The 14,866-nt window shown below is 50.6% G+C and carries 12 protein-coding genes; 3 read left to right on the top strand and 9 right to left on the bottom strand.

Annotation, left to right across the window (positions count from 1 at the left end; all coding sequences use genetic code 11):
- Positions 1–45 precede the first annotated feature (45 nt).
- From HZA49_06345 to fabD, 3 genes are all read right to left on the bottom strand, one after another.
- Positions 46–3,195 (bottom strand): HEAT repeat domain-containing protein, encoded by a 3,150-nt coding sequence (locus tag HZA49_06345; protein MBI5779059.1) that lies wholly within the window; start codon positions 3,193–3,195, stop codon positions 46–48.
- Between the two features lie 33 nt (positions 3,196–3,228).
- A complete protein-coding gene (gene fabG / locus HZA49_06340) occupies positions 3,229–3,975 on the bottom strand; it encodes a 3-oxoacyl-[acyl-carrier-protein] reductase (protein ID MBI5779058.1) in 747 nt (248 codons plus the stop codon).
- A gap of 107 nt (positions 3,976–4,082) precedes the next feature.
- The gene (gene fabD / locus HZA49_06335; protein MBI5779057.1) at positions 4,083–4,979 is read right to left on the bottom strand and encodes an ACP S-malonyltransferase; all 897 of its coding nucleotides are present in this window, start codon (positions 4,977–4,979) and stop codon (positions 4,083–4,085) included.
- Between the two features lie 220 nt (positions 4,980–5,199).
- Between fabD and HZA49_06330 the strand changes: the two genes are divergently transcribed.
- Together HZA49_06330 and kdsB are read left to right on the top strand one after the other, a co-directional pair.
- Positions 5,200–6,618 carry a tetratricopeptide repeat protein gene (locus tag HZA49_06330; protein ID MBI5779056.1) on the top strand — a complete coding sequence of 473 codons (1,419 nt, stop codon included), beginning with the start codon at positions 5,200–5,202 and terminating at the stop codon, positions 6,616–6,618.
- Positions 6,619–6,627: 9 nt separating this feature from the next.
- Positions 6,628–7,368 (top strand): 3-deoxy-manno-octulosonate cytidylyltransferase, encoded by a 741-nt coding sequence (kdsB, locus tag HZA49_06325; protein ID MBI5779055.1) that lies wholly within the window; start codon positions 6,628–6,630, stop codon positions 7,366–7,368.
- An 11-nt stretch (positions 7,369–7,379) separates the two neighbouring features.
- Here kdsB and HZA49_06320 read toward each other — a convergent pair whose 3' ends face one another.
- The gene (locus HZA49_06320; GenBank protein MBI5779054.1) at positions 7,380–8,513 is read right to left on the bottom strand and encodes a hypothetical protein; all 1,134 of its coding nucleotides are present in this window, start codon (positions 8,511–8,513) and stop codon (positions 7,380–7,382) included.
- A gap of 181 nt (positions 8,514–8,694) precedes the next feature.
- Here HZA49_06320 and HZA49_06315 point away from each other — a divergent pair, with 181 nt between their 5' ends.
- Positions 8,695–9,000: a hypothetical protein gene (locus HZA49_06315; GenBank protein MBI5779053.1), complete on the top strand. Its 306-nt coding sequence runs from the start codon at positions 8,695–8,697 to the stop codon at positions 8,998–9,000.
- Between the two features lie 9 nt (positions 9,001–9,009).
- On the opposite strand, the gene HZA49_06310 is transcribed toward HZA49_06315, so the two are convergent.
- From HZA49_06310 to HZA49_06290, 5 genes are read right to left on the bottom strand one after another with little or no spacing between them, the layout of a single operon-like run.
- A complete protein-coding gene (locus HZA49_06310) occupies positions 9,010–10,503 on the bottom strand; it encodes an aspartate aminotransferase family protein (protein MBI5779052.1) in 1,494 nt (497 codons plus the stop codon).
- Between the two features lie 12 nt (positions 10,504–10,515).
- The gene (locus tag HZA49_06305; GenBank protein MBI5779051.1) at positions 10,516–11,691 is read right to left on the bottom strand and encodes an aspartate aminotransferase family protein; all 1,176 of its coding nucleotides are present in this window, start codon (positions 11,689–11,691) and stop codon (positions 10,516–10,518) included.
- On the bottom strand, positions 11,688–12,545 hold the full coding sequence (gene argB / locus HZA49_06300; GenBank protein ID MBI5779050.1) for an acetylglutamate kinase: 858 nt from the start codon (positions 12,543–12,545) through the stop codon (positions 11,688–11,690). Before argB ends, HZA49_06305 begins: the two co-directional genes overlap by 4 nt.
- Positions 12,529–13,725: a bifunctional glutamate N-acetyltransferase/amino-acid acetyltransferase ArgJ gene (argJ, locus tag HZA49_06295; GenBank protein MBI5779049.1), complete on the bottom strand. Its 1,197-nt coding sequence runs from the start codon at positions 13,723–13,725 to the stop codon at positions 12,529–12,531. The genes argB and argJ overlap by 17 nt, the downstream gene beginning before the upstream one ends.
- Positions 13,726–14,742 (bottom strand): N-acetyl-gamma-glutamyl-phosphate reductase, encoded by a 1,017-nt coding sequence (locus HZA49_06290; GenBank protein ID MBI5779048.1) that lies wholly within the window; start codon positions 14,740–14,742, stop codon positions 13,726–13,728.
- Positions 14,743–14,866: the final 124 nt, after the last annotated feature.

Genomic DNA, 14,866 nt, shown 5'->3' with positions numbered 1-14,866 from the left:
GTATTATACCTTCCGGGGATTATTTGTCAATAACCGGTTATATTCCTACTTCGGCGTTTCAACCGGAGCCGGCGGCTTGGGGGTCAAATTACTTATTGACCATTCAATCTTATTCAAGACAAAGGGATGCTTTTCGGTCCTCTTCAATGTATCAAACACGGTCAAAGCAGTCGTATTACCTAAGTCGCCCAGCGCCTCAACTGCAAATCCCCTCATTGCCCAATCAGTATTGTCCAACCCTTTAACCAGCGCGTCATAGACCTTGGCGTCCTTGGATTTAATCCGACCCAGTGCCTCAATGGCGTGGGCTGATGCCGGGAATCGGTTTGCCTTGACCACATCCAACAACGCCGGCACAGACGGTTCTCCGATTTGAATCAGCGCCTGCTCAGCCGGATAGCGCACCCAGAAATATTCCTCATCCAACGCCTTAATCAGATGCGGAACAGCAGCCGCATCCGCGATATTGCCCAGCGCCACGGCCAGTAATTTCCTCAGGCCCTCTGACTCCTTGAACGCCTTGTTGTCCGCCAGTTTGAGCAGAGCCGGCACGGCCCGCTTGTCCTTGAGTTTGCCCAAAGACATACAGGTGATGTCAACCAGACCCGGATGTTGCAGGAAAGGCAGGAGCGCCTCGGTGGCAGACGGGTCTGCCAAATCGCCCAGGGTCATGATAATCGCCCGCCGCAATCCCTTGTCCTTGAGTTTAAGATGCTCCAGCAGCGCCGGCACGGCCACTTTGCCCTGCGCGGCGATAAATGCCGAGGCCCAGCCGGATTCATTGTAATTCTCGCTGGCCAATTCCGGAATGACGTAATAGAGCATCTTGGGTCCGAGCGCCTTGAATTTGTCCCGGGCTACGAATGACTTATCCCAGTTGGCGCCCTGTTCCGTGACGCATGCTACCCAGAGTTTGTCCAGTTCTTCAGCCGTGATGGTGGCGGTAATCGGTTCCTTGGGCGTAATTTTGTCAACGCCTTCCATCGGCGGTTCTGGCTCTTCCTTTTTGGGCTTGGCCACCTCGCGGCGCGGCCAGTTGGCCAGATTCTCGTCGGCCTTGAAGTCCGGCGGCACAGCCACATCAATGCCGGCGCACCAGGTGTTGTTGTCAGTCATACCAACCCCGCTCCAGTAGACGCCCGGTTTCATTCCGGTAAACGGCCGGGGTTTATTCATTTCGTGCGGCGGTATGACCGGCGAAATCAGATTGGCAATATTGTATTGGCCGTTGCCGCCCAGGTTGAGCAGGATGCCGATACTGCCAGTGTCGCGGCAAATCTGCCCGCAGGGAAAGTTCAGGCAGTCAAACTTGGCCAGCCCGCTCTTCTTGACCAGGAATCCGCAGCCGTTCTGCACCCCGCCAATCCAGTTCCATTTGCGCTCGGCATCGGTGGTGAATTCGTCCGTGCCGCCGCCGTCAATCAGCCAGGCCGGAGACAGGTCCCAGCCCACCGCCGGGCCAATCTTGTTGCCGTGGTATTTATCATTGCCGGCCCGGTCAATCATGCAGGCCGCGGCCAGATGAATCGCCGCACCCATGGTATAGCCGTCATAATCGCCGGCATTGCCGGTCTGGTAAACATCATCGCCGGAGTCGTCCACGAACATCCCGAATGCGTACCAATAACTGCCGCCGATACCGAACTGGTTATGAAGCAGGTAATAATCATTGCCGGAGTTATCAATCAGGATGCCCATACCGCCTGAACAGCTCGGCCTGAGGCCGTAGCCAAATCCCTGGGACATGGCGATAAAAGAGCCCTTAGGACGCAGGGGATAGCCCTCATAGCGCCCGCCGGCATAATAATTATCATTGCCGGTCCGGTCATTCAGCATACCCACCCCGGCCGGTCCGCCGAATCCCTGAGAGGCAAAGGTGCCCCGGTACCGGTCATCGCCCTGTTCGTCCTGGAGTATGCCGATACCGAATGATGCCGCGCCCTGGACGCAGTCCAGGGCTTTGTAGGAATCATTGCCCTGGCCGGTTCTCAGGAGTATGCCCACGCCCAGATGGGCCGCGCCCTGAGACCAGTCACCGGCTGTAAATGTATTATTGCCGTCGCCGTCCACCACCAGGATGCCGATGCCAGCCAGCGCCCCGCCCTGACAGAAATCTATCCGGTCATTACCCGGCTCAAGCTTGTCCGATTCATCCTTGGGCGGACTGTCTTTTCCGTCAGTCACAACAGGTTCAGGAGCCAGCCGGGCGATGAATTCATTATTGCCGTTGCCCAAATCAAGGCAGATAGCCACCGGCGGCTGGGTCCGGCCGTCTGTGCCCCCGGCCCGACCGGTGTATTTGTCATCGCCGCCTAAGTCAATAATAAGCGAGAAATCTCCGTTGTATTCATTGGGGCCGCGGTCACCGATAATCACCTCGCCGATAGCGGTCTTGGCATAGAACAGGATTCCGCCCTTGACCCGGGTTTCATCCAAGCCGAATTCCTTGGCCGGCTTGCCCAATTCGGATTTAAGTTTACTCAACCTTTTCAGTGATTCTTCCACAGCCATTGAACTATAATAGCCAGCTGCAATAATTTTTTCCCGTGAAACAGATTCATATTCCTGATAGACCTCAAAGGAATCACCTTTTTCTGCCAGGTTCTTCTTGCCTTCATCTGAAAGGCCAGAAAAAGCTGTTTTAATAAGCCCCCCCGAGTTACGCATTCCTATAAGCAAAACAGACAGTGCTTCTTTTAAGGGCTTTGGCAGTTCATCTACTTGTTTTAAGACGTTAGCAATATTTTCCTTTTCAACTATCAGAGTGAAAGTTTTATCATCAGGGAGAGGCATATTTAAAGAAGTTGTCATTTCCAAATCAAGATCAGATTCAAGACGAAGAATAAGAGATGACACTTTATTTTGCTGCTTAGAAATATCCATGGCCAAATTATCCGTATAGAACGGCACATCAATCGGGTTAGCCATCATATTATCCACGCACTTCAGACGATACGGCATCTCCGGGTCCCGATTCTTCTTATAGAGCAGGTCCTGGGGCGTCATCTTGATGCAGCGCAATGCCTGGCGCAGGTAATATAATTCGGCCTGTCCCAGGATAGGTCCGTCATCCTTTTTAGTTTCCACGGCCGGTAGTGCGGCGGGATTTGGACCCTTTTCACTGGAATTAGCCAACCCGCTTACAATCGAGCAACCAATGATGGCTATTAGGCATAATAGAATTGTCTTTCTCATGACCACCCTCCTTGACGTGAGTTTATTAACTGTTTACATCACCATCCCGCCGTCCACGACCAGGACCTGGCCGGTGATGTAATTGGATTTCTCAGAGGCCAGGAACAAGACGGCATTGGCCACATCTTCAACCGTGCCCAACCGCTGCAACGGAATGCGCTCGTTCATCTTATTCTTGACCTCGTCGCTTAAGACCTCAGTCATAGCGGTCTGGATGAATCCCGGAGCAATGGCATTAACATTGATATTACGCGCGGCGAATTCCTTGGCCGATGACTTGGTCAGTGCAATCACGCCGGCCTTGGAGGCCGCATAGTTGGCCTGGCCGACATTGCCGCCGATGCCGATGACGGATGCGATATTGACAATCTTGCCGGCCCGCTGTTTAAACATATACCGGCACACGGCCTTGGTAAAGTTGAATGTCCCTTTCAGGTTAATGGCAATGACCTTATCCCATTCCTCGTCCTTCATCCGCATAATCAGGTTATCGCGGGTGATGCCGGCATTATTGACCAGGATATCTATTTTACCGAGTTGCTTATTGACATCATCCACCACCTTTTCCACTTCAGCCGAGCTGCAGACATCGGCCTTAAGCCCTAATGCCTTGACACCCTTGGCCTGTATTTCCGCGGCCGTGGCCTTGAGGGTATTTTCATCCACGTCAACGATAGCCACGTGGCATCCCTCAGATGCCAGGTTCAACGCGATTTCGCGGCCAATGCCGCGTCCGGCGCCAGTAATCAGGGCCACCTTGTCTTTTAATTCATAATTCATAACATTAAATATCGTCAAGCATTGTCAAGTATAAATTCGTCAAGGATGGTCAAGTATTGACTTGACTACCCTTGATTATTTTTGACACCTTTTCCTGACGCCTTTCCTTACAGGACTTCGTAATTGGCCACGGTTACTTTATCGCTGACTTTCTTAATCAGACCGCTCAGGACCTTACCCGGCCCGATTTCGTAAAAGTTATCATAGCCATCCGCAACCAGTTTCTGCATGCTGTCCGCCCAGAGCACCGGACTAGCCACCTGACGGCTGAGGTTGTCCCTGATTTGATCCGGACTCTTGACATAATCAGCTGTGACATTGGAGATGACATCCTTGACCGGCTGTTTGATATTGACATTAGCTAATTCTGTTTTAAGTTTATCCTGGGCCGGTTTCATCAGGGGCGAATGGAATGCACCGGCCACCTTGAGCGGAATGACCCGTTTGGCGCCGGCTTCGGTAAGTTTAGCGCTGGCCATCTGGACTGCATTAAGTTCACCGGAAATCACTATCTGGTCAACACTATTGATATTAGCCACTCCAACAATCCCGCCTACGGCCGTGCAGACGCCCTGAATCTTCTCACGGTCCAGGCCCAGAACTGACGCCATGGTGCTCTTGGTTTTGTCGCAGTCCTGTTGCATAAAGGCGCCGCGGCGTTCCACCAGCCGAACCGCATCGTCAAACGACAGCGCCCCGGCTGCCACCAGTGCCGTGTATTCGCCCAGACTCAGGCCGGCTGAGGCAGACCAGTCCGGCAACTGTCCTTTTTCCTGCATCACGTAAAAAGCCACCAAGCTGGTAACCAGTATGGCCGGCTGGCAGATATTGGTCTTGTTAAGATCCTCCTGCGGACCTTCAAAGCAGATTTTGGCCAGGTCAAAACCAAGAATCTGGTTTGCCTTAGCATAAAGTTCCTTGGCCTTTGGTTCCTGTTCGTATAGTTTTTTGCCCATGCCGACCACCTGGGCGCCCTGACCAGGGAATAATAATGCTGTTCTCATAATAAATACAGCCACAGATTGACACAGATAAATACAAGGTTGATTAACTATCTTGCCAAGTGGTGCTAAATTTCTATTAACTATTAACTCATCAGTCAATATTTTGTGGAAATATTAACAACGGGATTTAACGAAGTAAACTGGTTAATCCGATCAATCCGCTTAATCCTGTTGTTCTTTTTCTTGCTAAACATCTTTTTATATAGTAAAGTTCTTTGGCATGAGATCATTTTTATGCATCGCCTCTATTATTCTCTTGTTTTCACCGGGTTATCTCTGGGCTTTTGAACCCACAGAAGCGGAGGTTATAGAGAAACTGGAATCACCCTACCTGCCGGACAACAATATCAACCTGGCTGAATCCGCCTTTGTCTTTTCCAAAACCATATATCCCAAGGTGGATGTTAAGACCTATATGGAGCGGGTGGATGAAATCGCCAGCGAAATCAGCAACCGGATGAAAACCAAGGGGTCAAACGACCCGGCCCAAATCATTGCCGAGATAAACCAATTCTTCAAGGAAAAGAAGATAAAGGCCGAATCGGTCCTAACCGGCATACCATCGTTCCTGTCCGAATCCGAACGCGATAAGTTCATGCTCAGCAAGGTGCTGGACACGATGAGCGGCAACTGCCTGGGCCTGAGCACGCTCTACTGGTCTATTGCCGAGCGGATGGACCTGCCCTTGACTGCGGTCATCATTCCCCAGCACGTCTTCCTACGCCATTACCAGGGCAAGGAATACCGGAATATTGAAGCCACGGCATTCGGCGCCGAAATAAAAGACGAGGAATACGTCAAACAGATTAAGAAACTTATCGGCAACAAGATTCAGAACTACAGCACGCCTGACATCATCAGTTTCCATGTCCTGACCAAGAAGCAGTTTGTCGGGCTAATCCTCTACAACCGCGGGGTGGATAATCTCAACCGCAATAATAATAAGCTGGCTATACTGGACTTTACGGCCTGCCTGAAGCTATACGACAGTTTCCACGAGGCCTACAAGAGCCGGGGCGTGACATATCTCAAAGAAGGCCGGTTCAACGAAGCACTGGATGACCTGATTAAGGCGGCCCGATTCGAGGAGGACTGCCCGGGCACCTATTTCAATCTGGGCGCGGTTTATTTCAATCTCAAGGACTTTGACGAAGCATTAAGATTCCTTGATAAGGCCATCCAACTGGTACCCCAATACCTGGATGCTTATCATCACCGCGGGCTGGTATATGCCCAGAGAAAAGACTATGATGAGGCGCTCGAAGACCTGTCTTTCGTGATTAAGTCATCGGCCAGCGCCAAGGCCTATTATGACCGAGGCCTGGTTTATGTCAACACCAAGAAATATAATGAGGCTATTGAGGACCTGTCCAAAGCACTGTCAATGGATAACAAAATGGCTGACGCCTATAACAACCGAGGATTTGCCTACAACAATCAGAAACGGTATAATGAAGCGATTAGTGATTTTGAGCGGGCGGTGGCGCTCAAGCCGAATAATGCGGCTTATTACAAAAATCTGGGTATTACCTATTACAAGTTGAAAGACTTGCCAAAGGCTACAGAGATATTGGAGAAATACTTGGCATTAAATCCGGATGATGCGGAAATAGTAAATTTATTAAAACAGATAAAGTAAGGATACAGGATGCGGCATACAGAATGCAGAACATTAGTGGTTATTCCGGCCCGGTACGGCTCAACCCGCCTGCCGGCCAAGGTCCTTCTAAAAACCAGCGGTAAATACCTGATGCAGCACACCTACGAACAAACATTAAAATGTAAATTAGTTGACCGGATAATTATTGCCACCGATGACAAGCGGGTCTTTAAGGCAGGCAAGGAATTCAAGGCCGAGGCGCGCATGACCTCAAGGTATCACACCTGCGGGACCGAGCGGATTGCCCAAGTGGCCCGGCATCTGCCCTACCAATATGTCATCAATGTCCAGGCAGATGAGCCGCAAATAGACCCCAAGGCAGTGGACAAAGTCATTGCCATCCTGCAGCGTAATAAGGATGTGGATATCGCCACCCTGGCCGCGCGGTTAGACAAGAAAGATATGCCTGACATGAATAAGGTAAAGGTGCGGGTGGCCCAAAATAACCTGGCGGTCGGGTTTATGAGAGTTATTCACCACTCGCCACTCGCCACTCGCCATTCGCCATTATACCGACATATCGGGATTTACGGATACAAAAAAGATGCGCTGTTAAGATTCGTTAAGCTACCCCAGACCAAGTCGGAGAAAGAACTGAGGCTGGAACAACTACGCGCGCTGGAGAACGGATTCAAAATAAAGGTGGCACTGATTGATAAGGCATTTTACGGAATAGACACGCCGCGGGATTATCAGGCATTCCTAAAAAGAATCAAAAACACCGACTAACCAACGGTGACTTACTTGTTATCCGGGCCATGCTGCTCTTCAGGAGGCGTAGTCTCACCGTGCCCCTGATGGTCATCTTCCGATTCATCCTTGGATGCCGGCGGCGCAGCAGGTTTTTCCAGCTCCTTTACCGCTTTTTCCGGAATGTTCTTTTCTTTTACATCTTTCATGGCATCTTTGATTTCCTGTTCCACCGGCAAACCCTTATATATCTTCATCAGTTTCTCCATCTCAGGCGTAACGGACTTAGGGTCGCGCAATTCCTTGTCCAGCAAAGCATATTCTTTCATTAACTTCAGGTATTCGGCCCGGCCATCTTCATTTAACTCGCCCAGCTTGGTATTCGCCTTTTCTACGGACTGATACCCTTCATAAATACTGTTAACTATGCTCAACAGGGTTTTAGTTGCTTCAGGAATAAGTTTGCCCTTCCTTAATTCCTTATCCTTTTCCGGAGTTGATTCCAGTTCCGAAAACATCTTGTCAGCCCGTTCATACCGGTTGTCCAAATCAGTCAGGATAGATTCATATTTTTTCTCGGCATTCTCCATAAAGGGGACGATTTTAGGCGCCGACATCGGAGGAGCGAGTTTGTCCATCAGGTTGCCGTAAGGGTCGAACGCTACTCCAATGGCTGAATGGGCCAGTTTGTGCTTCTCGAAAAATGAGGCATTCCCATCGCTGATAAACACCCGACCATTTTTGTCTTTGTCAGTAACCACTAATATCTTGGCAAATATATATTTTTCGCTTGATAACTTTTGCAGTTTGGCGTCGTAGTTAGCCGGAAAATCTTCCTTGTCTTTGTTAAAATAGAAATACACAAACACAACCTTTTTCTCATGGGAAGCGGTGTTGATTGCGGACGAAAGCGTATCGGCCTGCCAGTTGAGCTCTAATATTTCTGGCGCATCGGCTGCGGTGCCTGAGGAAGAGCCGGAGCCGGTTGAACCGCCCGTGCCAGGATTATTGCTGCTGGGCGGTTTTTGAGGCGGGTTATATGGCTTGGGAGCCGGCGCTGGCTTGGGAGCCGCTGGCCGGGGCGCCGGGGCCGGCCTGCCGCCCGCGCCTGATACTTCAAGATTTATAACATTGAACGCTAAAAACATTATCAAGCAGAACGCGATATAATGCTTTATCTTCATTTTATCCTCCTATTAAACAGATTGTTGGTTTAGGTAATGTCATAAACACCCTTACTTCTATAAAGTTTCCCTGAAAATGATATTTACCTATTTTATGGACAATCTTATTGAATTATTATAAATACTACCAGATTAAACATAAAAAGTCAAGCATAAAATCAGAAATGGAGAGGAAAATAAGATGGTAAAAGTAGAAGAACTTCAAGCCAAGGTAAAGGTACTCAAAACCAAGGTCCAGGAAGCCGACAAGAATACCGACAAATCAAAACTAGCCGAGGCCAGAACCCTGCATAAGAGTTTGAGAAGGGCCCAGCGCAAGGTCCGGGCTATGACCGGCCGGAAACTCCCGGCCAAAAAAGAAGAAGAAGGCAAGAAAGAAGCCCCATCCGCCGCGCCGGCAGCTACTGCACCGGCCAAACCAGCAGCAACGCCAGTCGTCGCACCGGTAGCAGCCGCAACACCAGCGCCGGAAGAGAAAAAGGCATAGTCGCTTTAATTAAAGCTGAGCCAGCGCTTGTCCAATGCCTTTTAGGGTAAAGGCCACTTCCGACTTTGAGATAATCAATGGCGGCAATAACCTTATCGCATTATCCGTGGACAGCGACGAGTGTATCTGGTATTCTTTAAGCAATTCCTGCATTTTACAGACCGCCTCTTTGTCAGGCAGTTCAAAACCAATCATCAGCCCCAGGCCGCGGATTTCACCGATTAGTTTGGGGAACTGTTTCTTGAGTTTCTTCAGCCCATCTTTCAACTGCCTTGACCGGGCCACAACATTGGAAGTAATATCCTTTTCCCGCATCTGCCGGGTGGCGATATAGGCCGCGACCATGGCCATGGGATTGCCGCCAAAGGTCGAACCGTCATAACCGGGTTTCATGGCATCGCTGATATGCTGATTGGTCACCACCGCCGTCACCGGATACCCGCCGCCGAATGACTTGCCGATGGCCATAATGTCCGGCACCACGCCGTAGGTCTGGGACGCCCACCACTCGCCCGGCTTGGTGGCGCACCGGCCGAATCCGGTCTGGACCTCGTCGCTTATCATCACGCCGTTATATTTATCGCAGAGTTGCCGGACCTTCTTGACGAATTCCGGCTTGAGCGGCCTGATGCCGGCTTCTTCGCTCTGGATTAACTCCATAATAATAATCCGGGCCTTACCCTGCTTGAATAGTTTCTCCACTGCTGCTGAATCATTCGCCTCTACAAAATGGACCCAATCCTCTTTATCCAGCATGAACGGCGTCCGATAGGCCGGATTATATGTCACGGCCACCGCGCCGTGGGTCCGGCCGTGGAATCCGTTCTTTAATGCAATCACGCCTTTCTGCTTGGTATAGGCCTTGGCAATCTTGAGCGACTTGTCCACCGCCTCGCCGCCTGAATTCTGCCAGTAAAACTGGGTCAGGCCCTTGGGCATCATCGGATGAATCACGTTCAGGAATCGGGTCCGCGGGATATGGACCCGGTCTTCCTTGGTGCCAATCAGCTGGCTGGCCTGGTTGAAGAGCCCGAGCGCGATTTCCTTGTTCTCATTGCCGAGATTCGTCGCGCTGTAGTTGCTGTCCATATCCAGATACTTGTTGCCCAGCGTGTCATAGAGCCATGGGCCCTGGGCCCGAACAAACACCAAATCCTTTTCCAGCCGCGAAACCGGTATCTTGAATCTCTCGTGCATAGCCACTGCCTCATCTGTGGAAACATCAGAATCGTTCAGAAGCGATATAGTCTTCCTTACCTGAGTCGATAACAATTCTTTAAGCAACGCATTAACCAGTTTGGTGATTCCGGCCGGAGACAGGTGCACCAGTCCGTTCCCATTACTATCCTTGGATACGGCCTTCAAATAATGGTCAGATATCATCCGAGCCTTGGCCGGACAGGTGATATCCAAAACCTCCTTTATCCGTCCGACAGTCGCAGCCATCCGTTCCGGATGCGCGGTCCGGTCGTTAACCAACGCATTAAGCAGAGCTGTCTTCATTTTTAGTCTTTCTTATTTAAGCGCATCCTGTAAAATAGCGATGGCTGTATCAATTTCTTTATTCTTTACGGTCATTGGCGGCATCAGCCTTAAAACTGTTTTATGGGTGCAATTTATAAGCAATCCCCGCTCCAGGCATTTGTTGACTATCGGCGCGCCTTCCACTTCAAGTTCCAGCCCCTGCATCAGCCCTTTTCCCCTGACGGCCTTGATAAAACTGAAATCCTTCTTTAGCTGGAGGAGTTTCTTGCGCAGGTAGCGGCCTCTTTTCTCCGCTTTGGCGGCCAAGTCACCATTCTCAATCGCTTCAAATACTGCCAGGCTGGCCGCGCAGGCCAGCGGCCCGCCGCCAAAGGTCGAGGCATGCATCCCCGGCTGCAAGGTATCGGCAATCGCACGCCGGGCGATAAACGCGCCGATCGGGAATCCGCCGCCCAGTGTTTTTGACAATGTCATAATATCCGGCACGACATCATAATGCTGGTAACAGAACATCCGGCCGGTTCGGCCCATGCCGGTTTGAATCTCGTCAAATATCAGGAGTATCTTTTTCTCATCGCATATCTTTCTCAGGCCGGTTAAAAAATCCGGCGCGGCCACATTAACGCCGCCTTCTCCCTGAATCGGCTCCAGCATTATGGCCACGGTTTTTTCCGTTATCTTGGCCTTAACCGCCTCCAAATCGTTAAAAAGAGCGTAACTGAAACCGGCCGGCAGCGGCGCGAAACCTTCCTGGTATTTCGGCTGCGCCGTCGCGGTAATGGCCGCCAGCGTCCGTCCGTGGAAGGAATTCTCCATGGTGATTATTTCATATCGGGACGGATACCCAAACCGGCGGGCCAGTTTCATAGCGCCTTCAACCGCCTCGGCCCCGCTGTTGCAGAAAAATACCTTGCCGTCAAACGAATGTTCGGCTATTTTCTTGGCCAGGCGCGCCTGCAATTCATTATAAAAGTTATTGGATACGTGAATCATTTTCTTCGCCTGTTCCCTGATAGCCGAAACCACTTTGGGATGGCAATGACCGATGCCGGATACGGCCCAGCCGGGGAAGAAATCGAGGAATTCCTTTCCTTCTATGTCATACGCCTTGATGCCCTTGCCCCGGACCAGGACCGTTTGCGTTTTGGTGTAAGTCGGCATGACATATTGCTGATACAATTTTGCCACATCTTCGGTTAAACTCATTTTACTATCTCCGTTCCAATGCCTTTATCGGTGAAAATCTCCAGCAGAATGGCATGGGCTAATCTGCCGTCAATAATATGCGTCTTCTTGACGCCGTGCCTTAAGGCGCTGATAATTGACTTCACTTTGGGAATCATCCCGCTGTTAATAACACCTTTCCTTATTAAGGCCTGCGCCTTTTTTATGGTCAGGGTGGGAATAATGGTCGACTCGTCCGACTTGTTCCTAAGAATCCCCTTGATATCGGTAATCAAAACGAACTTTTCAGCTTTTAATGAGGCGGCAATATCGCAAGCGGCCTGGTCGGCGTTGATATTATAGGTCTGGCCGTCGTTGCCAAAACCCAAAGGGGTCAATACCGGTATCTCACCGATATTAAACGCCTTGACAATCGGTCTGGTATGCACCGATGACACCTCGCCGACAAAACCGATATCCTTACCCTGAGGCTTCAGTTTATCAGCCCAGATTATCTCGTTTCTTTTGCCGCAGAGCGACCTGGCCTTCCAGCCCAAACGCTTGATCTGCCGGGTTAATTCCAGGTTCCTTTCATACAGCGTCTTCTTGACAATCTTGATAACGGCTCGATTGGTCACCCTCAGACCGTCCACGAATTCAGGCTGCAAGCCGGCCTGCGCCATCCGGGCGCTAATGCGCCGTCCGCCGCCATGAATCAGGACCACCTTAATTCCGACCGAGCTTAAGAATATAATGTCCTTGAGGATTTCGGTAATGGCCCGGCCGTTGTCTTCCAGGCTGCCGCCCAGCTTGACCACGGTAACGCTATGCCGGAATTTCCTGATGTATGGTATGGCTTCTATCAAAACCTCGGCCTTTTTAATTATATGCTGCATTTATTTTTATGTATCCTTCGGTCAAATCACAGGTCCATTTGGTCGCGGTGGCTTTTCCCATATTAAGATTGACGGTTATTTTAATCGCGTTATTCTGCAGCAATCTCCTGGCCCGCGCCCGGGCTTGGTCATATATTTTCCCCTGGCCCATTATCTTCAGCCCGCTCAGATAGATTTCTAACCTGGCCGCATCAAATCTTACCCCGGCGGCGCCGGCGGCAGAGGCAATCCGGCCGACATTCGGGTCTTCACCGGCAATGGCTGTCTTGACCAAACTCGAATTAGCAATCCGATCAGCTATCTTTTGGGCATCAGATTTATTCTTAGCGCCGGTTACCGCCACCTCAACGAATTTACTGGCGCCTTCGCCATCCTTGGCTATCTCTTTCGCCAGATAGGAGGCAACATATTTCAACGCATCATAGAATATTCGGTAATGCCCGGTGCCCGTCTTTATCCGGGGGTTACCGGCCAGAGAATTCGCCAAAATCAATACGGAGTCATTGGTGCTCATATCGCCGTCAACTGTTATGGCATTAAAGGATTCGTCAACCGCATCGCGCAGGGCTTGGCTCAACGCGCCGGACTCAATAGAAGCGTCGGTGGTCAGGAAACACAACATCGTGGCCATGTCTGGATGTATCATTCCGGAGCCCTTGGCGATGCCGCCGATTTTCACATTACAGCCGCCGATCTTTATACTCACGGCAACCTTCTTAAGAACCAAATCAGTCGTCATGATAGCTTTGGCCACGGTAATATCGCCGGACCGGCTCAGTTTATTCACCAACTCCGGTATGGCGGCGATTATTTTATCAGCCGGGAACGGCTTGCCGATAACGCCGGTAGATGCTATCAGCACATCCTCGGTCCGAATCCCCAGCCGGGCTGATAAATGCCTGGTAATGTCAACGGCCTGATTGAATCCCTTCTGTCCACTGAGACAATTGGCATTGCCGCTATTAACAATAACGGCATGGGCCCGGCCGTCTTTCAGATATTCCCGGCAGATTTCTACCGGCGCCGCCTTTATCTCATTACGGGTAAAAACCCCGGCAGCCAGCGCCGGCACTTTGCTGAAGATTAATCCTAAATCAAGCTTATTCTCCTTGATGCCGCTCTTGATGCCGGCGGCCAGGAACCCTTTAGGCGCGGTTACGGAACCTGATATTTTTCTCATCTATAATAAACCCGCTTTCTCGTCAAAACCCTCCATAATATTCATATTCTGGACCGCCTGGGCCGCCGCGCCTTTCCAGAGATTATCAATGGCGGTTACTACGAACGCTTTCCGGCCGGTGACCTTTATTCCGATATCGCAAAAATTGGTATTCAGGACATGCCCGGTTTCGGGAAAAACATCCTCATCCAAAACCCGGATAAACGGTTCATCCTTATAATAATTCCGGTATAGCGTTATTAAATCTTTCGCAACCAATTCCTTCTTGAGATTAAAATATATCGTTGACAGCATACCCTGGTTCATCGGAACCAGATGCGGCACAAAAGTTACCTCAATCTTTGATTTAGCCAGCCGGGACAGCTCCTGATTTATTTCCGGCATATGCTGGTGCTGGTTTATTTTATAGGCCTTGAGGTTTTCATTCACCTCGGAAAACTGCAACGGCCTGGCCGGCACCCGGCCGGCGCCGGTCACTCCTGACTTGGCGTCAATGATAATCCGGTCTGCTTCAACCAAATCTTTCTTAAGCAGCGGCGCGCACCCGAGAATGGCCGAGGTGGGATAACAACCGGGGTTGGCTACCAGCCTGGCCTTAGCAATGTCTTTCCGGTACAATTCCGACAGACCGTAAACACCCGCGGCCAGCAGCCGGGGGCTGGAATGCTTTACGCCATACCAGGTTTCATACAACGATTCATCCTTCAGGCGATAATCAGCGCTTAAATCCACCACCTTCTTATTCAACTCCAGGAACTGCGGCGCAAAGCTCATGGAAACCCGATGCGGCAGGGCCAGAAATATAAAATCAGCTACCCGGCCTATTGCCTTCGGGTCCGACTCGCCGCATATCAAATCCAGATGATTCCTGAATACCGGGAATACATCCGAGATAGGTTCGATTTTGTTGCCGCTGGCGCTGACTGAGGTTATCTTGACCTTGGGATGCCTCAGCAAAATCTTTATCAATTCGCGCCCGGCGTAACCGGTCGCGCCGACCACCCCGACTTTCAACATAAATTCTCCTGTCACTTCCCCTACCTGATTAATGCGGCAAATGAAATGGAAACGGGTATAACCAGTTAGGCCTCGCTTAGCTCGGCAACTCCCTTCGGGCAGCACTATGCTTCGCAAAGTGCTG

This window comes from Planctomycetota bacterium (assembly GCA_016235865.1).
Classification (GTDB): Bacteria; Planctomycetota; MHYJ01; order JACQXL01; family JACQXL01; genus JACRIK01.
This window is presented reverse-complemented; position numbering and strand designations above follow the sequence as displayed.